Source organism: Paracoccus subflavus, from assembly GCF_004310345.1.
In the GTDB taxonomy this organism is placed as follows: domain Bacteria; phylum Pseudomonadota; class Alphaproteobacteria; order Rhodobacterales; family Rhodobacteraceae; genus Paracoccus; species Paracoccus subflavus.
Window position 1 is genome coordinate 244031 of the sequence record NZ_SISK01000003.1, and the last position, 25354, is coordinate 269384.

Sequence of the window (25354 nt, forward strand, 5' to 3'; positions counted from 1 at the left end):
ACGGCATCACCAGGGGGGCCACGGCCGCACAGGGCGGCCGTGGCTCTTTTCCGGTCTGGTTTCAGTCGAAATCGGCGTCCAGCACGATGCGATAGCTGGCCTTGCCGGCGCGCAGGTGATCCATCGCCTCGTTCACCCGGCTCATCGGGAAATGCTCGACCTTCGGCTTGACCTCGTGTCGCGCGGCAAAGCCCAGCATCGCGTCGATGACCGCCCGCGAGCCGGTGGGCGAGGCCGAGACGGCCTTGGCCCCCAGCAGAAGATTCATGACATGCACCGGAACCGGTTCCAGAACGGCCCCCAGAAAATGCAGCCGCCCTTGCGGCGCCAGCATGGCGATGATGGCATCCCAGTCAAGCGGCGCGTTGGCCGTCACAAACACATAGTCGAACTGCCCCGCAAGGCGCGCCATGGCATCGCTGTCGCGGCTGGAAACGACATTGCTGGCTCCGAAGGATCGGGCCTCATCGCCCTTGTCCGGCGACGAGGTAAAGGCCGTCACCTCGCAGCCCCATGCCTGCCCGAACATCAGCGCCATATGCCCAAGACCGCCGATCCCGAACACGCCGATCCGGGCCGTGGGCGGCACCTCGAGGTCGGCAAGCGGTGCGAAAACCGTGATGCCGCCGCAAAGCAGCGGTCCGGTGGCCGAAGGGTCGAGCCCTTCGGGGATCGGAATCGTCCACAGCCAGTGCGCGCGCACCCGCTCGGCGAAGGCACCGTGATGGCCGATGATGGTCGGCTGCACCCGCTCGCACAGATGATGCTGGCCGCGAAGGCACTGCTTGCAGTAAAGGCAGCTTCGCACGTTCCAGCCGATGCCGACCCGCTGCCCGACCTGAAGCCCCCTCTGCGCCGCAAGCTCGCCCAGGGCGGCGACGCGGCCGATCGCCTCGTGGCCCGGCACGAAGGGATAGGCCGATATGCCCCATTCGTTGTCCAGCATCGACAGGTCCGAATGGCAGATCCCGCAATGGTCGATCTCGACCTCCACATCCTCGGGGCCGAGCGGGCCGGGATCGTATTCAAAGGGTTCCAGCCGACCGCCGGCGGTAGTTGCCGCCCAAGCCCTGATCGTTGACATGACGTGTCTCCATCCTGTGCGGGGTTAAGGTCCGGATCGCCAACTGGCGCGTCCGTTGCGTCAGGCAACGCGGGCAGATCGGCCCGGTTCCGTGGGACGGGCCGGGTGCGGCATCCCGGACGCCGGGCATCACGGGAAAGACCGTGTTGACGGGCAAGTCCCCGGGGTCAGGCGTCGGCAGAGGCCACCACCACCTGCGTGTCCCCGTCCTCGCACACCCTGTGCAGGCCTTCCGGCATCGGACGGTCGATGAAGATCGCATCCAGTTCGGACAGGGACACGACGCGGATCGGGGCCTTTTGCGCCAGCTTGGCCGAATCCGTCACCAGCCAGCGTTCGCGCGCCTGACGCAGGATGGCGCGGCTGACGCGCACCTCGGCCAGATCGAAGTCCAGGATGTCGCCGTCCTCGTCCAGGGCCGAACAGCCGATGATGGCGTAATCCGTCTTGAAATTCGCCATGAACTCGCTGGTCAGATCGCCGACCAGACCGCCGTCGGACCGCCGCAGCAGCCCGCCCGCCAACAGAACCTCGCAGCTTTCATTGGCGGCCAGGATATTGGCCACGTTCATGTTGTTGGTCACGACCGTCAGGTTGCGATGGCGCAGCAGGGCACGGGCCACCGCCTCGGTCGTGGTGCCGATGTTGAGGATCACCGAACTGTTGTCGGGAATCTGGGCGGCGCAGGCGCGGCCGATGGCGGCCTTGGCGTCCTCGTTCATCCGGCGCCGTTCCTCATAGGCGATGTTGCTGGCGCCGCTGCGCAGGATCGCCCCGCCATGGACCCGGTCCAGCACCCCCTGATCGGCCAGTTCGGCCAGGTCGCGGCGGATCGTCTGGGGCGTGACGCCCAGTTGGACGGACAATTCCTCGACCCCCGCCCGCCCCGAGGCGCGCACCAGTTCCAGGATCTGCATCTGCCGGATGTTCATCGCCACCCCCTGCCCGGCCCTTACAGAAAACGCACACCGACCCTCTGTCAAGCGAAAGAAACTGCGCATAAACGAACATCATTCTTGACAGAACGCGCGCGCCGATGTTCGTCTTGAGGTCAGAGCGCGGGGGATGATCATGTCGGCGGCGACGGATCTGTTTGTCATAGGCGGCGGGATCAACGGCACGGGCATCGCCCGCGACGCCGCGGGGCGCGGTCTGTCCGTTCGTCTGGCCGAACAGGGGGATCTGGCCGGGGCGACCAGCAGCGCCTCGACCAAGCTGTATCATGGCGGGCTGCGCTATCTGGAATTCCTGGAACTGCGCCTGGTGCGAGAATCGCTGCGCGAACGCGAGGTGCTGCTGCGGGCGATGCCCCACATCGCCTGGCCCATGCGGTTCGTCCTGCCGCTGGACCCGCGGATGCGCTTTGCCGGGCAGACGCCGGTATCGCGGCTGCTGTCGCTGGCGATGCCCTGGGCGCGCGGGCATCGGCCGAACCTGGTGATCCGCGCGGGGCTGTTCCTGTACGACAACCTTGGCGCAAGAAAGATCCTGCCCGGCACCACGTCGCTGGATCTGCGCCATGCGCCCGAAGGCGAACCGTTGCAGGACAGGCTGACGCGGGCTTATGAATATTCCGACTGCTGGGTGGACGATGCGCGGCTGGTGGTGCTGAACGCGCGCGATGCGGCGGCGCGGGGCGCCGACATCATCGTGGGCTCGAAGGTGACAGAGGCTCGGCGCGACGGGACTGGCTGGATGGTCCGACTGGCCGACGGGCGCAGCTTCCGGGCACGGGTGCTGGTGAACGCCGCCGGCCCCTGGGTCGGTCAGGTGATCCAGGAGGTGGCGCACCTGCCATCGACCGAAGGGGTGCGGCTGGTGCGGGGCAGCCATATCGTCACGCGGCGGCTGTTCGACCACGACAAGGCCTATTTCCTGCAAGGCCCCGACGGCCGGATCGTCTTTGCGATCCCCTACGAGGGCGACTTCACCCTGATCGGCACCACCGACATGGATCACGACGGCGCGCCGGATCAGGCCGTCTGCACGCCCGAGGAGGTCGATTACCTGTGCCGGTTCGTGTCGGGCTATTTCCGGCAGGCGGTGACGCCTGCGGATGTGGTCTGGACCTTTTCGGGGGTGCGGCCCCTTTACGACGATGGCGCGTCGTCCGCCACGGCGGCGACGCGGGACTATGTGCTGTCGCTGGACCAGGCCGGGCCGCCCTGCCTGCATGTCTTCGGCGGCAAGATCACCACCTATCGCCGTCTGGCCGAAGCCGCGATGGCCAAGCTGGCGCCGCATCTGCCGGGCGCGGGTTCGCCCTGGACCGCAGGCGCCCCCCTGCCGGGCGGCGATTTTCCCGTGGACGGCGCGGCGGCTCTGGCGGACGGGCTGCGGCGCGACCATCCGTTCCTGACCCAAGGGTGGGCCGACCGCCTGGTGCGCGCCTATGGGACCGAGGCTGCGCAGGTTCTGGACGGCGCCCGGACCGCCGCCGATCTGGGCCGCGACTTTGGCGCGACGTTGACCGAATCCGAACTGCGTTGGATGATGGAGCGCGAATGGGCACGCGACGCCAAGGGGGTGCTGTGGCGGCGCTCCAAGCTGGGCTTGCGGATGTCGCCCGAACAGGCCGCCGAGGTCGAGGACTATATCGCCAGTCGGAGGGTTGCGGCATGACGCTGGAACTGCAGGGCGTCGCCAAGGATGTCGCCGGCCAGACCTGGATCCATCCGGTCGATCTGGAACTGGCGCCCGGCAGCATGAACGTGCTTCTGGGCCCGACGCTGTCGGGCAAGACCACGCTGATGCGGCTGATGGCGGGACTGGACCAGCCCAGCAGCGGCCGAATTGTCTGGCAAGGCCAGGACGTGACCGGCCGCCGGGTGCAGGACCGGGGCGTGGCGATGGTCTATCAGCAATTCATCAACTATCCGTCGATGAGCGTTTACGACAACATCGCCTCGCCCCTGCGCCTGCAACGCGTGGCACGGGCCGAGATCGACAAGCGTGTCCGCCAGACGGCCGAGATGATGCGCCTGACGCCCCTGCTGGATCGCCGCCCGCTGGACCTGTCGGGTGGACAGCAGCAGCGCACGGCCCTGGCCCGCGCCCTGGTCAAGGGCGCCGGGCTGGTGCTGCTGGACGAGCCGCTGGCGAACCTCGACTACAAGCTGCGCGAGGAGTTGCGGGCCGAAATCCCGCGCATCTTCGAGGCATCGGGCGCGATCTTCGTCTATGCCACCACCGAACCCGAGGAGGCGCTGCTGCTGGGCGGCAGCACCGCGACGCTGTGGGAGGGCCGGGTGACGCAGTTCGGCCCCACCCCTCAGGTCTATCGCGCGCCGCAGGACGCCGTGACCGCCCGCGTCTTCAGCGACCCGCCGATGAACTTCAAACGCATCGCCGTGCAGGGCGGGGAAGCCGTGCTTGACCGCGCGCGGTGGCGGGTGGATGTGGCCGATGGCCGATATACCGCAGGGTTTCGCGCGCCTCATCTGTCGCTGCGGCAGTCGCCTCAGTCCATCGCCCTGGATGCCCGGCTTGACACCACGGAAATCACCGGGGCGGAAACCTATCTGCATCTGCGGCATGGCCCGGACCGCTGGGTCGGACTGGTTCCGGGCGTGCAGACCCTTCCGGCAGGGGCGCCGCTGACCCTGTGGCTTGATCCGGCGCATATCTATCTGTTCGACGAAGGCGGCCGCCTGGCGCGGGCCGCCCCCTATGCGCGGGCGGCGTGATGGCGCGGATCACCCTGGACACCCTTGCCCACAGCTACAGTCCCACGCCCAGGGGGGATGCCGACTGGGCGCTGAAGCCGATGTCGCTGACCTGGCGCGATGGCGGTGCCTATGCGCTGCTGGGCAGTTCGGGCTGCGGCAAGACCACGCTGCTGAACATCATCTCGGGCCTGCTGCACCCGTCGCGCGGGCGGGTGCTGTTCGGCGACCGCGATGTGACCGACCTGCCCACGGCGGAACGCAACATCGCGCAGGTGTTCCAGTTCCCGGTCGTCTATGACACCATGACCGTGCGCCAGAACCTGGCCTTTCCCTTGAAGAACCGGGGCCTGCCCGCCGACCAGATCGCCGCGCGGGTCGATGCGGTGGCCCGCATGATCGGGATGGAGGCGACGCTGGAGCGCCGCGCGCGGGGGCTGACGGCGGATGCCAAGCAGAAGATCAGCCTGGGGCGCGGCATGGTCCGGCAGGACGTGAACGCGATCCTGTTCGACGAACCGCTGACAGTCATCGACCCGCAGATGAAATGGGAACTGCGCACGCAGTTGAAGGCCCTGCACCGCGAATTCGGGCATACGATGATCTATGTCACCCACGACCAGACCGAGGCGCTGACCTTTGCCGACGAGGTGGTCGTCATGTCCGAGGGCCGCGTCGTGCAGGCGGGCACCCCGCAATCGCTGTTCGACACCCCCGCGCATACCTTCGTGGGCTATTTCATCGGCTCGCCCGGCATGAACCTGCTGGACGCGCAGCTTCACGGGGCGACCGCGCGTGTCGGGGGGGCGACGATCCCGCTGGCGGCGCCCTATGCCGCGCCGCAGGGCCGGGTGCAGATCGGCATCCGTCCCGACGCCGTGCGCCCCACGACCGGCGACGGCCTGCCCTTCCGCCTGATCCGCACCGAGGATGTAGGCCACCACCGCATCCTGCGCGGCGAGGTTGCGGGCGCGCCCTTCAACCTCGTCGTCCCCGAGGATCAGCCGATCCCCGCGGCGTTCGACCGCGTGGTCCTGGACCCGGCCCGGATCGGCGTCTTTGTCGATGACTGGCGCATCGAACCCCTGGAAAGGGCCGCATGATGGACAAGCCGCTCAACAACCGCGCCTGGTTCCTGGTTCTGCCGGTGCTGGTGGTCGTCGCCTTTTCGGCGGTGATCCCGCTGATGACCGTTGTGAACTATTCGGTCCAGGACACCTTCGGGAACAACCAGTTCTTCTGGAACGGCCTTGGCTGGTTCCAGGAGGTGCTGGAAAGCGACCGCATCCACGCGGCCCTGGGCCGGCAGTTGCTGTTTTCCGCCATCATCCTGGCGATCGAGATCCCGCTGGGCATCTTCATCGCCCTGAACATGCCCAAGCGCGGATTCTGGGCCAGCCTCGTGCTGGTGCTGATGGCGCTGCCGCTGCTGATCCCGTGGAACGTGGTGGGCACGATCTGGCAGGTTTTCGGGCGCGTGGACATCGGGTTGCTGGGGCACACGCTGGCGGCGATGGGGGTGGACTACAACTATGTCAACGATCCGGTCGATGCCTGGGCCACCATCATCGTCATGGACGTGTGGCACTGGACCAGCCTGGTCGCGCTGCTGTGCTATGCCGGGCTGCAATCCATCCCCGACGCCTATTACCAGGCCGCGCGGATCGACCAGGCCAGCCGCTGGAGCGTGTTCCGGTTCATCGAACTGCCCAAGATGGCGGGGGTGCTGCTGATCGCGGTGCTGCTGCGGTTCATGGACAGCTTCATGATCTATACCGAGCCGTTCGTCGTCACCGGCGGCGGTCCGGGCAACGCCACCACATTCCTGTCCATCGACCTGGTGAAGATGGCCATCGGCCAGTTCGACCTTGGCCCGGCAGCGGCGTTCAGCCTGATCTATTTCCTGGTGATCCTGCTGATCTCGTGGGTTTTCTATACCGTCATGACGGCGCAGAGGGACATGCCATGACATCCGCCCGTGGGTCGCTTGGTTCGGCAGTCGTCATGACCCTGTATCTGCTGTTCCTGCTGGTGCCGATCTACTGGCTGGTGAACATGAGCCTCAAGACCAATGCCGAGATCACCGGCACCTTCAGCCTGTATCCCCTGAGCCCGACGCTCGAGAACTACCGTACCATCCTGACGGACCCCAGTTGGTACATGGGCTATGTGAACAGCCTTATCTATGTGGTGATGAACACGGCCCTGTCGCTGGCCGTGGCGCTGCCTGCGGCCTATGCCTTCAGCCGCTATCGCTTTCTGGGCGACAAGCACCTGTTCTTCTGGCTGCTGACGAACCGCATGGCGCCGCCCGCCGTCTTTGCCCTGCCGTTCTTTCAGCTTTATTCCGCCGTGGGCCTGTTCGACACCCATATCGCGGTGGCCCTGGCGCATTGCCTGTTCAACGTGCCGCTGGCCGTCTGGATCCTCGAAGGCTTCATGTCCGGCGTCCCGCGCGAAATCGACGAGACGGCCTATATCGACGGCTACAGCTTTCCGCGGTTCTTCACGCGCATCTTCATGCCCCTGATCGCCAGCGGCATCGGCGTCGCGGCCTTCTTCTGCTTCATGTTCAGTTGGGTCGAACTGCTGCTGTCGCGCACCCTGACCTCGGTGAACGCCAAGCCCATCGCGGCGACGATGACCCGCACGGTCAGCGCCTCGGGCCTCGACTGGGGCGTGCTGGCGGCGGCGGGGGTGCTGACCATCCTGCCCGGCGCCTTGGTGATCTGGTTCGTGAGGAACTACATCGCCAAGGGCTTTGCCCTGGGGAGGGTGTGATGCACCGGCGTTCCGTCAATCTGGGCTTTGCCGCCGCAGGCCTCTTGATGCTGGGGGTGCTGGCCTGGCTGGTCGGGCTGGTCCCGGTCGAGGACGGCGTCCGCGAATGGACCGGCAGCCTCGATCCCGGCGGCTGGATGGCCTGGACCTTTCCGACCGCACTCTTCTTCTGGGTGATCGCGGCGCTGCTGCTGTTCTTCACATGGGCCGCCATCCGGTCCCCCGAAACGCCACGCAGGGGCGTGCTTCGCATCTGGACGACCCGGGGCGACCGGCTGTTCATCAGCCTGCTGGGCGCGGCCTTCATCAACCTTGCCTGGCTGGGCTTCGGCGGAGCACCCGCCTGGGGAGGATTGATCCTGTCACTGATCTACGCCGCGGCGGTGTTCCGCTGGGTGTGAAACCGGGCCGCAACGGCCCATCCTGGGGAGGGAAACCACAATGAGACTGCACCTGACGACTGCCATGGCGCTTGCGCTGATGGCGACCGGCGCACCGAATTTGGCCATGGCGGGTATCGAGGAGGCGCGCGAGTTCCTGGACGCCGAGATCGGCGACCTGTCCGCGCTGGACCGCGCCGCGCAAGAGGCCGAGATGCAATGGTTCATCGACGCCGCCCAGCCCTTTGCGGGCATGGAGATCAAGGTGGTATCCGAAACGATCACCACGCATGAATACGAGGCCAAGACGCTTGCCCCCGCCTTTACCGCCATCACCGGGATCACGGTCACCCATGACCTGATCGGCGAAGGCGACGTGGTGGAAAAGCTGCAAACCCAGATGCAGTCGGGCGAGAACATCTATGACGCCTATGTCAACGACAGCGACCTGATCGGCACGCACTGGCGCTATCAGCAGGCCCGCAACCTGACCGACTGGATGGCGAATGCCGGGGCGGATGTGACGAACCCCGACCTCGACATCGACGATTTCATCGGCAAGTCCTTCACCACCGCGCCGGACGGCAACCTGTATCAGCTTCCCGACCAGCAGTTCGCCAACCTCTACTGGTTCCGCAAGGACTGGTTCGACGACGAGACGAACAAGGCCGAGTTCCGCGACAAATACGGCTATGACCTGGGCGTGCCCGTCACATGGTCGGCCTATGAGGATATCGCCGAATTCTTCACGGGCCGGGAAATCGACGGCAAGACGGTCTTTGGCCACATGGACTATGGCAAGAAGGACCCCTCGCTGGGCTGGCGCTTCACCGATGCCTGGCTGTCGATGGCGGGAAACGGCGACAAGGGCATCCCGAACGGCAAGCCGGTCGATGAATGGGGCATCCGCGTCGATGAAAACGACCGCCCGGTCGGCAGTTGCGTCGCGCGCGGCGGCGACACCAACGGCCCGGCCTCGGTCTATGCGATCCAGAAATACCTGGACTGGATGACCAAGTATGCGCCCCCCGCCGCCCAGGGCATGACCTTCAGCGAAAGCGGCCCGGTGCCCAGCCAGGGCGAGGTCGCCCAGCAGATGTTCACCTATACCGCCTTCACCGCCGACTTCGTCAAGGAGGGCCTGCCCGTCGTGAACGAGGACGGCACGCCGAAATGGCGCTTTGCCCCCTCGCCCCACGGCGCCTACTGGCAGGACGGGATGAAGCTGGGCTATCAGGATGCGGGGTCGTGGACGCTGCTAAAATCGACGCCCGACGACCGCGCCAAGGCGGCATGGCTCTATGCGCAGTTCGTGACGTCGAAAACGGTGGACGTGAAGAAAAGCCATGTCGGCCTGACCTTTATCCGCCAGTCCACGCTGGACCACGAGTCGTTCACCGAGCGTGCCCCCAAGCTGGGCGGGCTGATCGAGTTCTATCGCAGCCCCGCCCGCCTGCAGTGGTCGCCCACCGGCACTAACGTGCCGGACTATCCGAAGCTGGCGCAACTGTGGTGGCAGGCCATCGGCGACGCGGCCTCGGGCGCCAAGACGGCGCAAGAGGCGATGGACAGCCTGTGCGCCGAACAGGAAAAGGTGCTGGAACGGCTGGAGCGTGCCGGCGTGCAGGGCGACATCGGCCCCAAGATGGCCGAGGAGCATGACCTGGAATGGTGGAACAATTACGCCAAGGAAAACGGCGGCATTGCCCCGCAACTGAAGCTGGAGAACGAAGATCCCCAGCCGGAAACCATCAGCTATGACGAGCTGGTGAAAAGCTGGCAGTGACGTGCCCAGGGAAAGCCCGGATTTTTCCGGGCTTTCCTTTTTTCGTCCATGTCACGCATCTTTCGCTCGGTCAGGCGCTCGACCGCCCCGAAGACAGCGGCCACCAAGACCGGCGGCGCGCCATCAGGCCGGCCGCCACGGGCCAAAGCCTGGCCTGCGCAGCCCCGGCCAGCAGGCCCAGGGCGATGCCGCCGCCGATCGCCAGGGCATCCGCCACAGCCGTTTCCCCCCCGATTCCCAGGACCGGCATCAGCGCCTCGGGGACCAGCCGGTGCAGCAGGTAGATCGGAAAGGCCGCACGGGCCAGATGCATGGCGCCCCGCACCAGCGGTCGCGGCGCGCGCACCCGCGGCACATACAGCAGCAGGGCCGCCATCCCCAAAAGGCCAAGATACTTGATCCAGGCGCCGTGCCAGTTGCCGCCAAGCCAGGCCGCCCCCGGCAGGATCACCCCTGCCGCCAGCAGCACCACCAGCCGCTGGCGCGCGGTCGTCGCGGTGGCGATGCACCAGCCCAGCGCAAACAGATAAAAGACCCACGGCACCGAAAACTGCGACCGGCCCGCCGGCAGCGGCCAGAATTCGGGCAGCGTGACCCGCAACAGCACGCCAAGGCCCAGCAATCCCAAGCCGACCATGAAGGGCGCGCGGTTCAGCCGGTCGCGCGCGACGCGCGGCCCAAACAGCAGCAGCAGGATCAGGTTCATCTGCACATAGGCTTCGACGAACCAGTAAAGATAGGGCAGCATCAGATGCGTCTCGGGCGTGGTCAGTGCAAGGTTGCCCACCAGGAACACCGAAGCCCAGGGCACCTGCCCCCAGGCAAGGGCATATCCCGCCACCATCAGCCCATAGGGCACCAGCACCCGCAGGCTGGGGCGCAGGAACCGCGCCCTGTCGCCGTCGATCAGGGCCTCGCGCCGGTGGAGCGCCACGCTCATCCCCAGCAGGACCACCATCGCGGCCGCCCCTCCGTAGAGGGGCCACAAGGTCTGATGGGCGACGACCACCGCCAGAATGGCCATGGCACGCGCCAGGATGGGCATCGGGATCTGGCTAACCCGGCCCCTGTCCCTGTCGTTGTCCATGGAGGGCTGCTCGAGGGCTGCGATGCTCATCTGTTCCCATTTGTCCGGCAATCCGCCCAGGTGCCGATCAAGCAAAAGCGAGATCTCGACATGGCGCAGCGAATCGCCCTCCAGGCTGGCGAAGCTGTCCTGCGGGCGCACCGGGCGCGGGGCAAAGCTGCGGGCAAAGATGTCGTGCAGGCTTGCCCCCTGGCGGGGCTCCGCCGCAAGGTTCCGCAGCGCCGGATAGTCGATCTTGCCATTGGGATGGCGCGGCAGCCGCGGGCAGCCTATCGCCACGACGTGCTGTGGCCTGATCCCTGCCAGCCGCGCGGTCAGGGCAACCAGCCGGTCCGACGGATCGGGGGCGGCCACCCAGATGCGTTCGTCGTTTCCCCAGACGGCGATCTCTTGCCCGGCCTTTCCCAGATCCTGTTCCAGGGCACGTTCCAGGGCGTCGTGGCCGATCCGCAGCCCGGCGATCTTCGACATGCGCGACCGGCGTCCGACGATGCGAAAGAATCCGTCCGCCCCCCGCCGTGCCAGATCGCCCGTGGCCAGTTCGTCCAGTTCCGGTCCGCGCGACAGGTCGCCGGACGTTTCGGCATAACCCATCATCACGTTGGCTCCCCGATAGACCAGTTCGCCCTCGGCCTCGGGACGGGTCAGGTCTTGCCCCGTGTCATCCCGCAGGACCAGGGTTCCGCCGGGGATCGCCTGGCCGATCGCGTCGGGCGCCCGGCAGGCCTGTTCGGGGGGCAACCAGGCCATGCGGGCCGTGGCCTCGGTCTGGCCATACATCACCACGAACCGGCCCCGCCGCGATCCCATCACCGACCCCCAGTGCCGCACCGCCGCCGGTTTCATCGCGCCGCCCGCGACGGTCATGCAATCCAGCCCGTCCGGCAGGTTTTCAGCGAACCCGATGCTGTCCAGCAGGGTGAAATGATGCGGCACCCCGGCAAGGCTGGTGGCCCCCGAGGCGGTCAGCGCCCTGCAAAATCCCGGATCAAGGATCGCGTGTTCGGCCAGCCAAAGGCTTGCGCCGCGCAGCAGATGGGAATGAAGAACCGACAGGCCATAGGAATAATGCAGGGGCAGGATCAGCGCGGCCCGGTCCCGCGTCCCGATCCGCAGATAATCGGCGATCGCCTCGGCATTGGCGGTCACCGCCCCGGCGGACAAACGGACACCGCGCCCCTGCCCGGTGCTGCCCGAGGTTTGCAGCACCATGGCCAGATCGGGATGCAGCGCCGCCGGGTTCTCGTGGAACACCAGCCGCCAGCGGCCCCCGATCCGGCGCCAGGTGGCATGGGGGCGGAACCGCTGTTCCAGACGGCGCGCGGCTTCGTCCTCGCCTTGGGGCAGGGGCATGACGGCATGGCCTGCCCCCAGGGCGCCGACATGGGCGGCGATGGCCTCGGGGGTGGGCGCCATCTCGATGGCGATCAGGCCCCGCGGGAACGGAAGCCGTTCGGCAAATCGCTGCGCCGAGGCCGCAAGGTCGGCATAGCTGACGACCCGATCCCGATGAAGCAGACAGGGGCGGCCCGCGAATGCGGCAAGATGGTGGGGTAAGATGAACACGGCGCGGCCTCCTGCTGCTGCCGCGCGCCTAATAATTCCGACTGATTGAGTCAATCATATTCTGTCCGCACGGCGCCCGGATCAGGGGGTCGAGGCCGCCGGGGCATTGCGCACGGCCAGAGCCTGCCGGGCCGTGACTGCCGCCAGGATCGCCATGCCAAGGGCGGTCGAGATCGGCTCGGGCGCGATCATCAGCAGGGCGGCCAAGGTCAGGGCAAGGCGCTCGATCACCCAGAGCGGGCCAAGCAGCCAGTTGGTGATCGCCGCCGACAGCGCGACGATGCCCAGCACCGCGCCGGTGAAGGCCAGCAGGAAATCGGGCAGCGTAAAGGCCTGCGTCACGATCAGAAGCGAGGGCGAGAACACGAACACGAACGGCACCAGGGCCTTGCCCATCGACAGCCGGAAGGCGGTGTTGCCCGCCTTGAAACCGTTGGCCCCGGCGATCCCTGCCCCGGCATAGGCGGCAAGCGCCACGGGCGGGGTCACATCGGCCAGCACGCCGAAATAGAAGACGAAGAAATGGGCCACCAGCGGTTCCACGTTCATCATCCCCAGGACCGGCGCGGCGACGGCCACCATGATGATATAGTTGGCCGTCGTCGGCACGCCGCAGCCCATCAGGATGCAAACAACCGCCGTCATCACCAGGGTGAACAGCAGGGTCAGGGTCTGCACCCTGAACAGCTCGAACGGCAGAAAGCCCAGAAAGGCGTGAAAGCTGCCGGCGGCATCGGCGGCGACCGAGGTGACCATGAAGGCGATCTTGAAGCCCACGCCGGTCAGCGTGACGATGCCGATGACCACGCCCACAAGCGCGGCCGCGGCCGTCACCGCCAGCGACTGCCGGGCGCCCGACACGAAACCCTCGAAGATGCCGGCGGCGGTTTGCTTGATGCCGTCCACCACTCCGGCAGCCATGACCCTCTGAATCAGATAGACGGCCATGCAGGCGGTGATCGCCCAGAAGGCCGACAGGAAGGGCGTGCGGCCCGACATCAGCATCCAGACCAGCAGGATCAGCGGCGCCACCGACAGCCAGCCTTCGCGCAGGACTTTCCCGGCCTGGGGCATTTCCTCCTTGGTCAGGCCGCGGATGCCCAGGCGCTTGGCCTCCAGATGGACCTGCACCAGCACGCCGAAGAAATGCATGAAGGCGGGCACGATGGCGGCGATCAGGATCGTGCGCAGCGGGATGCCCAGGTATTCGACCATCAGAAAGGCCACCGCCCCCATCACCGGGGGCGTGATCTGCCCCCCGGTCGATGACGCGGCCTCGACGGCGGCGGCGAAATGGCGGCGGAACCCGATCCTGATCATCGCCGGGATGGTCAGCGCACCCGTGGTCACGGTGTTGGCGATGGACGATCCCGAGATCGTGCCCAGCATCGCCGAGGACACCACCGACACCTTGGCCGGCCCGCCCGAAAACCGCCCCGTCAGCGCGGTCGCCAGGTCGATGAACAACTGGCCCAGACCGATCTTCTGGGCCATCACCCCGAACAGCACGAAGTGGAACACATAGGTCGCGATCACCCCCAGCGCGGTGCCGTAGATGCCCTGCGAGGTCAGGTACAGATGGTTGACGATCGTGGCCCAGTCCGCGCCCGGATGGACCAGGATGCCCGGCATCGACTGCCCCCAATAGGCATAGGCGATGAACAAGGCCGCGATCACCGGCAGGGGCCAGCCCATCGACCGGCGCACGGCCTCCATCAGGGTCAGCAGCAGGACGGTTCCCATGACGATGTCGATGGTCATGGGGTTGCCGACGCGGAACGCCAACTGGTCATAGATCCACGGCACGTAAAAGGCGCTGACCGCCCCGGCCAGCGCAAGGGCCCAGTCCGCGACCGGGATGCCCAGGATGACAAGGCCGGTGGTCTTGTGGCGGCTGCGGTCAAATGCGGCAAAGCTGAGAAAGATCACGAACAGCGACACGCCCAGGTGAAACCCGCGATGCGTCGTGGCACGGGGAATGCCGAAACCCGCCGTATAGAAGTGATAGGCCGACAAAAGAAACAGAACGATCCCCGTCAGGACCGCGACCGGCCGCAGAACCGTTCGGAACCGGGCTTCGGGGTCGTATTCCTCCTCGAGGGCGCGCAGTTCGGTTTCGGAAAGCTGGCGGGCGGCTTCGGTCATCTGTGGTTTCCTGCGTGTCGTTCCACGAAAAAGGACGCGGACCGGGCCGCGTCCCCTGGCCGGGATCGGGCCGCTTACCGAAGCGCGCCGGCTTCCTTGTAGAACCGCTCGGCGCCCGGATGGAAGGGAATGCCCGCCCCCGCGGTCGCGCTCTCCAGCGTGATCTGCTTGCCCTTGGCATGGCCTGCCGCGAACAGCTTTTGCGTGTTCTCGTTGTACAGGGCCTTGGTGATGCCATAGATCAGCTCCTCGGGCTGATCGGCCGATGTGACCAGTTGCGCACCGACCGAGATGGTCGCCACGTCCGCGTCCTGGCCTTCGTAGGTTCCGGCCGGAAGGCTGTCGGTCGCGAAGAAATCATAGGTTTCCAGCAGCGTGTCCACCTCTGGTCCCGTAATGGGAATCATCCTGACATCGTGCTGGCTGGCCAGTTCGGCGATCGCACCCGCCGGAAAGCCGCCCACGAAGAAGAACGCGTCCATCGCCCCGTCGCGCATCCGGTCGGCCGCCTGATCGGGCTTGAGGTATTCGGGGGTGATGTCGGATTCCGACAGGCCAAAGGCTTCGAGGATGATCTTGGCATCGACCAGGGTGCCCGACCCCGGTTCGTCCAGCGACACGCGCTTGCCCGCCAGATCCGCCACGGTTTCGATGCCCGCATCGGCGCGCGCGACCAGATGAATGCTTTCGGGATACAGATTGGCGATCAGCCGCAGCTTGTCCACCGCCGGCTGGCCCTCCCACAGTCCGGTGCCGGTCTGCGCCCAATAGGCCACGTCCGACTGGCTGAAGCCCGCCTCCATCGCGCCGCCGTTGATGGCGTTGACATTGCCGACCGATCCGTTCGAGGCCACCGCCGTCGCCACCAGCCCCGGCACCCCGCAGGAACCGCCATCCTCGCACGCACGCGAGCCGGGAGGGTTCGAGATCGCGTTGGCGATCAGCCCGCCGATCGGGTAATAGGTGCCCGCCGTGCCGCCCGTCCCGATGCGAAAGAACGACATTTCCTGGGCAAAGGCGCCCTGGCCCAGCGTGGCGACCATGGCACATGCCGCAAACAGCGTTGTCAGTCTCATTGCTTTTTTGTTCCTGCTATCATTGCGTTCCGGACAGGTTAGCACAGGATGCGGCAGTCACAACCGCCTGAGACGGGCATGGCCGCCGGTTCCAGGAACGCATCCCTGATCTTGCGACGGCCTGAAAATAGGCATACCGATCCACCTGCTCTCAGGGGAAGCCCGTGCCCGGACCCGAAGATTCTGCCCGCGCCCGATTGTCGAACGCCGCCGCGGCCCTGTTTCATGCCACTGGGATTGCGGCCACCGGCATCGACGCAAGGGCCGGGGTGACCCGCAAGAGCCTGTACAACAACTTTGCCTCCAAGATCGATCTGGTGAACCCGTATCTTAAGGATCGGCACGCCGATCAAGTCCATGAACACGGCTTCCGGGGCTGCGGGCTGCTGAACGCCGCCGCCGAACTGCGGGCCGGGGACAGGGGCCGCACGGCCGTCCGCCGCCACAAGGAGGAGGTCGAGGCCCTTCTGTCGGCGCCTCTGGCCGATCTGCTGCCCGGCGATCCCGCCCGTGCGGCGCTGGTCGCCCGCCATCGGGCCTTTCTGCTGGAAGGCGCCATCACCCGCGCCGGGCCGGAGGGAAACGATGCCTGCATCCGCGATGCCCGCGCCATCGCCCTGGCCATGGTGGAGGGGGTGTGACCCGGTCGGGGCGCGGCACGGGCATCGCCGCCGTCCTGTTCGCATCCGTGGTCTGGGGGACCACCGGAACGGCGGCGACATTCGCGCCCCAGGTGGGTGCGGCGGCGATCGGCGCGGCCGCCATGGGCCTGGGCGGGCTGATGCAGGCCCTTTACGCCTGGCGGGGCATCCGGCGGCACAGGACCGCGCTGCGCGGCCAGATGTGGCTGCTGGTGCTGGGCGGGATCGCCGTGGCGGTCTATCCGCTGGCTTTCTATGGCTCGATGCGGCTGGCGGGGGTGACGGTGGGAACGGTGGTCACGATCGGTTCGGCGCCGCTGCTGTCGGCGCTGATCGAATCCCTGATCGACCGGGCGCGGCTGTCGGCGCGCTGGCTGCTGGGGGCGGCGACCGGCCTGATCGGCATGGCGTTGCTGTGCCTTGCCAAGGACGGCATCCCTGCGGGGTCGGGGGATGCCCAAGGGGCGATCCCGGGCGTCCTTCTGGGCCTGCTGGGCGGTCTGACCTATGCGCTTTATTCCTGGACGGCGCGGTCGGTCATGCTGCGCGGGGTCCGGTCCGATATCGCCATGGGCGCGACTTTCGGGATCGGGGCCACGCTGCTGCTGCCCGTTCTGATCGCCACCGGCGGGCCGTTCCTGACCTCATGGGGGAATGCCGCGGTGGGGATCTACATGGCGGCGGTGCCGATGTTTCTGGGTTATCTGGCCTTTGGCTACGGCTTGGCCCGGGTTCCGGCCAGCACCGCCACCACCTTGTCCCTGATCGAGCCGGTGGTCGCTGCCGTTCTGGCCGTTCTGGTGGTCGGAGAACGGCTGACGGCGACCGGCTGGCTGGGCGTCGCGTTGATCGTATCCTGCCTGGCGGTGATCGCCCTGCCGGTCCCTGCGACCCGCCAGGGCCCGCGCGCCCGGATGCGCGGCTGACGGCCCGTCAGGCCCTTGCAGCCTGTGCCCAAACAGGCCCCGGGCAACGGCGATGCGGATCATCAGCGGGCATGTCCCCGCCCTGTTCTTCGCCTTCGCCTTCGGGATGGTGGCGATGGGCGTGTCGCTGGCCAAGGCGCCGTATCGCGACCATCACCGCGACCGGCTGGCCCGGACCGGGGCCGGGGCTGGGAACGGCATCCGTCCGAACGTCGGGGCCCAAGGCCGCAGGGCGTCAGGCCAGCCGTTCCAGCAGGTCGTTTGCGACATCCAGCCGGTCTTCGGGGCCGGGGTGATGCAGGGTCAGGCGCATGTCCTGGCAGATCAGCCGCCCTTCCAGTCCCGACACCTGCGCGGCATAGTCGGTGACGCTGGCGCCGTCGCGGAAATCCAGCGCCACGCCCTCGGGGCCCAGGCTGAGGCTGGCAACCCCCATCCGCGCCGCCAAGGCCCGCAGCCGGGCGGCGCGCAGCAGCGTTTCGACCGGCTCGGGGGGCGCGCCGAACCGGTCGGCGATCTCGTCGGCCAGACCCGCGGCGTCGTCGAGATCCGCGACCCGCGCGATGCGGTGATACAGGTCGATGCGGGTTTCGGGCTCGGGGATGTAATCGGCGGGGATATGGCCCGGCTCGCCCGGAACCTGCGGCGGCGGCGGGGCCTCGGGCTCGTTCTTGGCGCGGCGCAGGGCCGATGCCAGCATCTCCTGGTAAAGCCCCAGGCCCACCCGCTGAACATGGCCTGCCTGCCGGTCGCCCAGCAGGTCGCCCGCCCCCCGCTGATCCAGGTCGGCGGCGCTGATCGCCATGCCGGCACCCAGCCGGTCCAGGGCCTGAAGCGTGCCAAGACGCTTTTGCGCGGATTCCGACAGATCCTCGCCCTCGGGCGTGACCAGATGGCAATAGGCCTGCACCGGCCCCCGCCCGACCCGTCCGCGAAGCTGGTGCAACTGCGCCAGACCGAACAGCGCGGGGCGCAGGATCACCATGGTGTTGGCCCGCGCCACGTCCAGACCGCTTTCGATGATCCCGGTGGCCAGCAGCACGTCGCCCTCGCCTCGGGCGAAATCCACCATGGTCTCGTCGATCTCGCGGGCGGACAGGCCGCCATGGGCGACCCGCAGCCGCAGATCGGGCAACAGGCGCCCCAGACGTTCGGCCACCGCCGCGATATCCTCGATACGCGGCACGACGACAAAGCTCTGCCCACCGCGCCGCTGTTCGCGCCGAAGCGCCCGGCGCAGGAGGGCATCGTCGTCGGGGGCGATCAGGGTGCGGACCGGGCGCCGCCGGGCGGGGGGCGTGTTCAGATAGCTGAGATCCCCCAGCCCCAGCAGCGCGCCCCGCAGGGTGCGGGGGATCGGGGTCGCGCTCATCGACAGGACATGAATGCCCTGCCCCAGCTTGCGCAATCCTTGCTTGTGGGCCGCACCGAAGCGCTGTTCCTCGTCGATGACCAGCAGGCCCAGATCGGCAAGGCGGACATTCTTGCCCAGCAGCGCATGGGTGCCCACGACGATCCGGATCGACCCGTCCGACAGCCCTGCGCGCAGGGCGGCGGCGGGCTTGCCCGTGACCAGCCGCGACAGGTGCCCGACCTCGATCCCCAGGGGGGCAAAGCGGCGGCGAAAGGTGTCGTAATGCTGGCGGGCCAGAACGGTGGTCGGCGCGCAGACGGCCACCTGACGGCCCGCCAGCGCCGCAGCCGCGGCGGCGCGCAGGGCGATTTCGGTCTTGCCGAACCCCACGTCGCCGATGACCAGCCGGTCCATCGGCCGCCCCGAGGCCATGTCCTCCAGAACCGCGCGCACCGCCTCGGCCTGATCGGGCGTCGGCTGATAGGGAAAGCGGGCGATGAAGCGTTCGTATTCGCTGGCGGGGGGAACCAGCCTAGGGGCAGTGGCCGCATCGCGGGCGCGGGCCAGGGCCACCAGATGATCGGCCAGCCGCGCCAGCGCCTCGGCCGTGCCCTTGCGGCGGCGCGCCCAGGCCGTGCCGCGCAGGCGGTCCAGCGTGACCCCTGCCTCGGCGGTGCCATAGCGCCAGATGCGGCCCGCGTCATGGGTCGGCACCATCAGACGTTCGTCATGCGCGAAGGTCAGGCGGATCGCCTCGGCCCCCGGCCGTTGGGCGTCCAGGGGCTCCAGTCCCTCAAGCCTTGCCAGCCCGTGATCCTCGTGAACCACGATGTCGCCCAGCTCCAGCCCCGTCAGCGGCACGCCCCCCATCGCCTGCGGCTGGCGGCTGCCCGGCGACACGGCCCGGCTGCCCAGCAGATCCTGCGCGGTGATGACCACCAGATCGCCGCAAACGGCGCCCTGCGCCAGATCGGACACCAGGATGGCACGCGGGTGGTCCCGGCACTCGGCCCAGCCGGCGGCACGTTCCGGAACCTGCCCATCCGCCTGTTCGATCATGCGCGCGATGCGGGCCTGTTGCGTCCTGTCACCGGCGACAAGAACCACCCGGCGCCCCGCCACGGCGTCGCCCGACAGGAACCGGGCAAGGCGGGCCCGGGGCCGGGCGGCGGCGGCAAAAGCCGGAAGGACGGACCAGTCCGGCTCGGCCAGAAGGTCGATCCGGGCCGCAAGGTCGGCCCAGTCCCGCGGCCCCAGATAGAGCGCGTCGGCCGGCAGGGGACGGGCCCCGTCCGCCTCGGCCTCGGCCCGCGCCTCGGCCAGCCGGGCAAGGCGCCGGTCCGCTGTTTCCAGCGTCGCGGGCAGGGCGGTGATGCGGGCGCCGGGCATGTGGTCTGGCAGGATCGCCAGTCCGTCCCATGCCTTGGGCAGCCGGTGTTCGGCCCCCCGTTCCCCCGGTTCGCCGGGGAACGGCAGCTCGGTGACGGGCACGATGTCCAGCGTCTCGATATCGCCGGTGGACCGCTGCGTCACGGGATCGTAGCAGCGCAGCGATGCAACCGCCCCCTCTGCCAGCTCGATCCGGCAGGGCAGCGCGTTGCCGCCGGCAAACACCTCGATGGTGGCACCGCGGATCGCGATTTCCCCCGGTTCGTCCACGCGATCGTCCGCCAGGTATCCCGCGTCGCGGGCAAAAGCCTCCAGCGCGGGCAGGTCAAGCCGCTGGCCAACCCTGACCCGAAAATGGCGCGCCGCGTCCGGTGGCGGCAGGCGTTGCAGCAGGACGGGCAGCGACGCCACCACCACATCTCCTGGCCGCGCATCGGCAAGCCCGTGCAGCACCGCCATCCGGCGGCCCATCGCATCGGGCGTGGGCGATGCGCCGTCGAACGGCAGGCAGTCCCATTGCGGCAGATGAAAGACCCGGCGTTCGGGCAACACGCCGCGCAGGAACGCGGCCAGCGCCTCGGCCTTGCGTTCATCCGCAACGATGTGCAGGACGCGGTCCTCGGCCCCCAGGCCGTTTAGCAGGGCCACGGCCTCGACGCAGGGGGGAAGGGTGTCGCGCATCGGTACCTCTGATCGTTGCTTGGGTCAGGGGTCTGCCTGCGCCGCCTTATGAATGCCGCCCGCCCCCTGTCCGGTTCCGACGGAGGTCGCAAAACCGGTCAGCGCGTGCAAAGCCGGCGACGCCCGGAATAGGGCTGAAAGGTGCAGTCCGCGGCGCGGAAGGACCGATAGGCGGCCGAACAGGCGCGGACGTTGCATTGCCGCGCCTTGGCCGCACCGGCCGGGGCGGGCGGGTTGGCTGCCGCCGGGGCCGCGGCACCCTGCAGCGCCGCCACGACCGTGCGCCGGAAAATCTCGGCCGGAAGCCCGCCCCCGGTCACCCGGTCCATCGGCGTGTTGTCGTCATTGCCGACCCAGACGCCCACCACCAGGCCGGTTCCCCGGACGAATCCGATGAACCAGGCATCGCGGCTGTCCTGGCTTGTGCCGGTCTTGCCCAGGATGTCGCGCCCGCGGATGGCGGCGCCCCGGCCGGTGCCCGTTTCGACAACCGCCCGCAACAGATCGAGCATCGGCTTCTGGGTCTGCGTCAGGTTGGTCTGCTCGCGCTCGGCAACCTTGACGACGCGCAGGGCGCCGCCGGTTTCGGCCAGCCGCAGCGTCTCGATGCCGGTGGCCTGGACCGGAACCCGGCCCCGCGCCACCCCCGCAAAGGCTTCGGTCATGTCGAGGAGGGTAACCTCCGAGGTGCCCAAGGCCAACGAGGGCGTTGCCTGAAGGTCGGCCTCGATCCCCAGCCGGCGCGCCATCTCGATGACCCTTTGGACGCCGATCGTCTGGGCCAGGCGCACAGCCGCGAGGTTGTAGGACATGGCAAAGGCCTGACGCAGCGTGACCGTGCCATGACTTTTCCGGTCGAAGTTCTGGGGGTTCCAGTTGCCCATCACGACCGGGGCGTCGGACACGCGCGTCTCGGGGTCCGCCCCCAGGGCCAGCGCGGCCAGATAGACGAACAGCTTGAAGGTGGACCCCGGCTGGCGCCTGGCATCGGTGGCGCGGTTGAATTGACTGGCCTTGTAGTCAAGACCGCCGACCATCGCACGCACCCGCCCGTCGGCGGTCATGACCACAAGGGCGGCCTGCGTGGCGCCAGCCGCGGCCCCTTGCGTGGCCATGACCTCTTGGACGATCCGTTCCGCCCGGGCCTGTAGCCCGGGGTTGAGCGTCGCCGTGGCCGACAACCCTTCCGAGGATGGCCCCTTGATCGTATTCATTTCCGCCAGCACCCAGTCGGCGAAATAGCTGCCGGCCCGGGTGGGCGGCGGCTTGGGCGCCAGCGTGGCCAGTTCCGCCAGGGCCCGGTCGCGGGTGGCCGTGTCGATGCGGCCCTGATCGGCCATCAGCCCCAGCACAAGCGCCCCGCGGCTTCGGGCCGCCGCCGGATCGGACAGCGGGTTGACCACCGACGGCAACTGGACCGAGGCGGCGAGCAAGGCAGCCTCGGGCAGGCTCAGCGCCCCCACGTCCTTGTCGAAATAGGTCCGGGCGGCGGCCGGAACGCCATGGGCGCCCGAGCCGAGGTAAACCGCGTTGAGATACAGTTCCAGGATGCGGTCCTTGCCCAACTGGCGTTCCAGCATCGCCGCCAGCACCGCTTCCTGGACCTTGCGCCTCAGGCTGCGTTCGGGCGTCAGATACAGGATCTTCACAAGCTGCTGGGTGATGGTGCTGCCGCCCTGCACGACGCCGCCCGCCCGCACGTTGCGCAGCAGGGCGCGCGCGGTTCCCCGCAGGTCGATCCCCCGATGGTCGCGAAAACGCCGATCCTCGATGGCCAGCACCGCCTGGCCCAGATGGGGCGGCATCTCGTCCAGCGCGACATAGGGCGCCCGATAGGCGCCCTGCGCGGTCAGCACCTCGCCATTGGCCAGCGCGACGGTCATCGTCGGCTCGGGCAGGGGTGGCAGAACCTCGGCCAGGGGCAGGTCGCGCATGGTCAGCCACAGCGCCAGTCCGGTCGCCGCCGCCCCTGCGGCCAGCGCGGCCATCGACCAGACGGCAAGCCGCCAGCCCCGTCCGGCCGCCCCGCCACCCCGCGCGCCTGCACGCCCTTTCGACGGCCATCGCAACCGCAGCGCGGACCATTCCGGCGCCCGGTTCCGGACCGTTGCGCCCGCACGGGCCAGACCTTTCCCGGCACGTCCCGCCATCCAGGTCCAGGACGCCTGCACGTTTCGCGACCCGTCGCGGCGAACGGCCCGCCAAAGCGCCCGCAGGGCCTCGCGCACAGAGCCTTCAGCGGATTCGGCATCGGGCATGGGCTGCCCCCCTGGGGCCGTCCGGCCGGCATCCGGCGGCGCGGTTCCGGTGCCGTGATCCGGGCTGCCAGCCGCCAGGGCGGAAGCAGCCGGGGGCATGGGGCCACCGGAGGCTCGCATCTCGGGATCGGGAGATTGTCTGGACAGCGTTCAGGCCTTGAAACGGGTGCGAGCCGATGATGGAGAAGTTTGATCCCGCCGGCAAGGTTCTGGAATCGCTATGGCGGCATGGCCTGATTTCCCGCCCCAAGGCGCCGCATGGCGCAAGGACGGGCGATGGCGCCCCTCACCCTTTTGCCGCCGGGCAGGAGTCGAACACCGTTTGGTTCGGACGGGCCGCCGGGCATCCCCGCTCACATGCTTGTCTCGATGACATCCGGGCCTTCGTCGGTCGAGGTATCCGGAACAAGGTCTTCGACCTCGACCCCCGAGGAATCTGAATAAGCCTCTTGCATACCGTCTCCTCGCGCCTCGAGGTTTGCAGACGGCCGAGGGGGCCGGCAGCGGCGTTCGACCAGCCGATTGCCGATCAGGTCAAAGCAGGAAGGCGCCGTCCTGCCCCGGCGAACGGCCGAGGCCGACACGGAACCTTCGGAAACGCCGATCTGGATCTGCGCATAGCCGAGGGACGACAGCGCCGAGGTGATGCGCGCCTCGATCCCTGCGTCCTCGGCCAGAGCGGGCGTCAGCAATCCCAGAAGAAGGAAAACCGGCTTGAACAGTTTCATGATGAAGATCCCGTCTTGAAGCCTCGGTGACCGACCTTGCCGGCATGATAGCCGCTACGGGCCGCGTTGTCGCAGGCAAAACTCCGTGTTGCCCTTTCAGATAATCCCGACATCGTTCTGAAGCGCGGCGATCGTGGTGTTGAGCACGATCAGATCATCGGCGCCGAAATCGAAGATCACGTTCGATCCGCTTTGAACGGCGTGCGACATCGCCTGCGCGGTGGTCGAAACCCCAAGCTGGCTGCCGATGAACATCAGGGTATCCACATCGTCCTGAAAATCGCGCACCCGGTCCAGGCCGTCGCCAAAGACAAACTGGTCCGCGCCCCCGCCACCAGTCAGGACATCGTTGCCGCCAAGGCCGTTCAGCACATTGCCGGCGGCGTTGCCGGCGATGGCGTTGTTCAGGGCATTGCCGATGCCGCGCACCGCCGTGCCCATCAGGGCCAGATTCTCGACATGGGCCGTCAGGGCATAGTTGACCGAACTGCGCACCGTGTCCACGCCCGCCCCGGCCTGTTCGATGATCGCGTCGCCGCCGTTGGTGACATACAGGTCGTTGCCTCCGCCGCCGCGCAGCGTATCGTTGCCGCCAAGGCCGTTCAGCACGTTGGCCGCGGCATTGCCGGCGATGGCGTTGTTCAGGGCATTGCCGTTCACTGTCACCGCAGCCGATCCCAGGGCCTGGCCGCTTTCCACATTCGCCGCCAGCGCAAAACTGCCGAACGACAGCATCCGGTCCAGGCCGGCCGACGGACCTTCGACGACCGTATCGCCGGCCGTGTAGTAATAGGTATCGTTGCCGAGGCCCCCTTCCAGGCGGTCGGCCCCGCCCCGGCCATCCAGGACGTTGCTGGCGGCATTGCCGATCAGACGGTCGCCGCCCGCCCCGCCGATCGCAACCTCGATGATGGTGCCCGGCGCAATCTGCATGTTTCCGACCGCCCCCATCACGCTGGAGATCGCCCCGGGGCGCAGGTCGATGAACTGCCCCGCCGCAAAGGTCGAGAAATCGACCCTGTCCCAGCCGCCCGTATCGGCGATCAGAAAGGTCGCCATCGCCCCCAGCGACGCCATCTTGTCAAGCGCCCCTCCGGCGGTCGAGTTGACACCATAGGTGGTGGCCCCCACGCGCACGGGAACCGCCCCATACATGTCGCGCAGCGCCAGGTAATCGGCCAGCATGGGCGTGATCTGCCGGGCATAGGTGGCATTCACCCGCGTATTCTCGTCCTGGTCGAAATAGGACATGATGGATATCTGCCAGCTATCGTTGGCGATGTCGGACTGGCTGAAGGTCCGGATGACGTCGTAATCCTGGGGATGGCCCAGGCCCAGGGCATGGGCCGTTTCATGCATGTAGGTCCGGAAGGCATAGCTTCCGATGCCGTCGCCGCTGCCCACCCGGTCGGACGAGATGTTGACCGTCGCCCTGAGGATGCTGCTGCCGCTATAGCTGACGCGCGTGGTGGCGGTGGACGTGCCGTCGTTGACATAGGTCACATCGGCAGAGCCGGTCGTTTCCAAAAAGCGCAGGCCGGTGATGGCCGCGATCTCTTGCCAGGCGGCGCGGGCAAGGGCCTTTTCCCGGATCGTCAGATCGACGGTGTTCACCAGGACGGTGTCGTCCGCAGCGCCCGACAGCGTGCGTTTCTGGCCGTCGCTGAACAGCGTGCGCTGCAAGGTGTCGGCGAAACGCTGAGGCGAATAGACTTCCATCCTGTCATTCCTTTCTGGGCTGATGCGGCGTCACGGCGGGACGGTTTCTGTCGCAAGCCACAAGACCTGCAACTTGCGGTCAGAGTGT

18 protein-coding genes are annotated in these 25354 nt (G+C 67.8%); 9 read left to right on the forward strand and 9 right to left on the reverse strand.

The genetic code is table 11. The features are described 5' to 3' along the window. Positions 1–61: 61 nt before the first annotated feature. Together ahr and EYE42_RS06270 are read right to left on the reverse strand one after the other, a co-directional pair. Positions 62–1084 (reverse strand): NADPH-dependent aldehyde reductase Ahr, encoded by a 1023-nt coding sequence (ahr, locus tag EYE42_RS06265; RefSeq protein ID WP_130990459.1) that lies wholly within the window; start codon positions 1082–1084, stop codon positions 62–64. Between the two features lie 167 nt (positions 1085–1251). Next, positions 1252–2022: a DeoR/GlpR family DNA-binding transcription regulator gene (locus EYE42_RS06270; protein WP_130990460.1), complete on the reverse strand. Its 771-nt coding sequence runs from the start codon at positions 2020–2022 to the stop codon at positions 1252–1254. 133 nt (positions 2023–2155) lie between these two features. Here EYE42_RS06270 and glpD point away from each other — a divergent pair, with 133 nt between their 5' ends. From glpD to EYE42_RS06305, 7 genes are read left to right on the forward strand one after another with little or no spacing between them, the layout of a single operon-like run. Then, positions 2156–3706, forward strand: coding sequence for a glycerol-3-phosphate dehydrogenase (gene glpD / locus EYE42_RS06275; protein ID WP_130990461.1), 1551 nt, complete (start codon positions 2156–2158; stop codon positions 3704–3706). Next, entirely contained in the window at positions 3703–4770 is a 1068-nt protein-coding gene (locus EYE42_RS06280; protein ID WP_130990462.1) for an ABC transporter ATP-binding protein, read from the forward strand. The genes glpD and EYE42_RS06280 overlap by 4 nt, the downstream gene beginning before the upstream one ends. Next, positions 4770–5852 carry an ABC transporter ATP-binding protein gene (locus EYE42_RS06285; protein WP_130990463.1) on the forward strand — a complete coding sequence of 361 codons (1083 nt, stop codon included), beginning with the start codon at positions 4770–4772 and terminating at the stop codon, positions 5850–5852. Before EYE42_RS06280 ends, EYE42_RS06285 begins: the two co-directional genes overlap by 1 nt. After that, a complete protein-coding gene (locus EYE42_RS06290; RefSeq protein ID WP_130990521.1) occupies positions 5852–6718 on the forward strand; it encodes a carbohydrate ABC transporter permease in 867 nt (288 codons plus the stop codon). The genes EYE42_RS06285 and EYE42_RS06290 overlap by 1 nt, the downstream gene beginning before the upstream one ends. Beyond that, on the forward strand, positions 6715–7530 hold the full coding sequence (locus tag EYE42_RS06295; RefSeq protein WP_130990464.1) for a carbohydrate ABC transporter permease: 816 nt from the start codon (positions 6715–6717) through the stop codon (positions 7528–7530). The genes EYE42_RS06290 and EYE42_RS06295 overlap by 4 nt, the downstream gene beginning before the upstream one ends. Further along, positions 7530–7931: a DUF2160 domain-containing protein gene (locus EYE42_RS06300; protein WP_130990465.1), complete on the forward strand. Its 402-nt coding sequence runs from the start codon at positions 7530–7532 to the stop codon at positions 7929–7931. Before EYE42_RS06295 ends, EYE42_RS06300 begins: the two co-directional genes overlap by 1 nt. A 40-nt stretch (positions 7932–7971) precedes the next feature. Continuing rightward, on the forward strand, positions 7972–9696 hold the full coding sequence (locus EYE42_RS06305) for an ABC transporter substrate-binding protein (protein WP_130990466.1): 1725 nt from the start codon (positions 7972–7974) through the stop codon (positions 9694–9696). A 70-nt stretch (positions 9697–9766) separates the two neighbouring features. Here the strand turns inward: EYE42_RS06305 and EYE42_RS16480 are convergent, their stop codons facing one another. The 3 genes from EYE42_RS16480 to EYE42_RS06320 all read right to left on the reverse strand — a co-directional run bounded on the left by EYE42_RS16480 (position 9767) and on the right by EYE42_RS06320 (position 15570). After that, positions 9767–12349 (reverse strand): AMP-binding protein, encoded by a 2583-nt coding sequence (locus EYE42_RS16480; protein WP_130990467.1) that lies wholly within the window; start codon positions 12347–12349, stop codon positions 9767–9769. Between the two features lie 81 nt (positions 12350–12430). Then, positions 12431–14494, reverse strand: a complete 2064-nt coding sequence (locus tag EYE42_RS06315) for a TRAP transporter permease (RefSeq protein ID WP_130990468.1) — start codon at positions 14492–14494, stop codon at positions 12431–12433. A gap of 74 nt (positions 14495–14568) precedes the next feature. Then, entirely contained in the window at positions 14569–15570 is a 1002-nt protein-coding gene (locus tag EYE42_RS06320; protein WP_130990469.1) for a TAXI family TRAP transporter solute-binding subunit, read from the reverse strand. Between the two features lie 164 nt (positions 15571–15734). Between EYE42_RS06320 and EYE42_RS06325 the strand changes: the two genes are divergently transcribed. Further along, positions 15735–16211: a TetR/AcrR family transcriptional regulator gene (locus EYE42_RS06325; protein ID WP_130990470.1), complete on the forward strand. Its 477-nt coding sequence runs from the start codon at positions 15735–15737 to the stop codon at positions 16209–16211. Beyond that, on the forward strand, positions 16208–17137 hold the full coding sequence (locus EYE42_RS06330; protein WP_130990471.1) for a DMT family transporter: 930 nt from the start codon (positions 16208–16210) through the stop codon (positions 17135–17137). The genes EYE42_RS06325 and EYE42_RS06330 overlap by 4 nt, the downstream gene beginning before the upstream one ends. Positions 17138–17372: 235 nt before the next feature. On the opposite strand, the gene EYE42_RS06335 is transcribed toward EYE42_RS06330, so the two are convergent. From EYE42_RS06335 to EYE42_RS06350, 4 genes are all read right to left on the reverse strand, one after another. Next, positions 17373–20561, reverse strand: a complete 3189-nt coding sequence (locus tag EYE42_RS06335; protein ID WP_130990472.1) for a DEAD/DEAH box helicase — start codon at positions 20559–20561, stop codon at positions 17373–17375. Between the two features lie 98 nt (positions 20562–20659). Continuing rightward, positions 20660–22819 carry a PBP1A family penicillin-binding protein gene (locus EYE42_RS06340; protein WP_246020604.1) on the reverse strand — a complete coding sequence of 720 codons (2160 nt, stop codon included), beginning with the start codon at positions 22817–22819 and terminating at the stop codon, positions 20660–20662. Between the two features lie 353 nt (positions 22820–23172). Then, a complete protein-coding gene (locus EYE42_RS06345) occupies positions 23173–23547 on the reverse strand; it encodes a hypothetical protein (RefSeq protein WP_130990474.1) in 375 nt (124 codons plus the stop codon). 96 nt (positions 23548–23643) lie between these two features. After that, positions 23644–25266: a M10 family metallopeptidase gene (locus tag EYE42_RS06350; protein WP_130990475.1), complete on the reverse strand. Its 1623-nt coding sequence runs from the start codon at positions 25264–25266 to the stop codon at positions 23644–23646. Between the last annotated feature and the right edge of the window lie 88 nt (positions 25267–25354).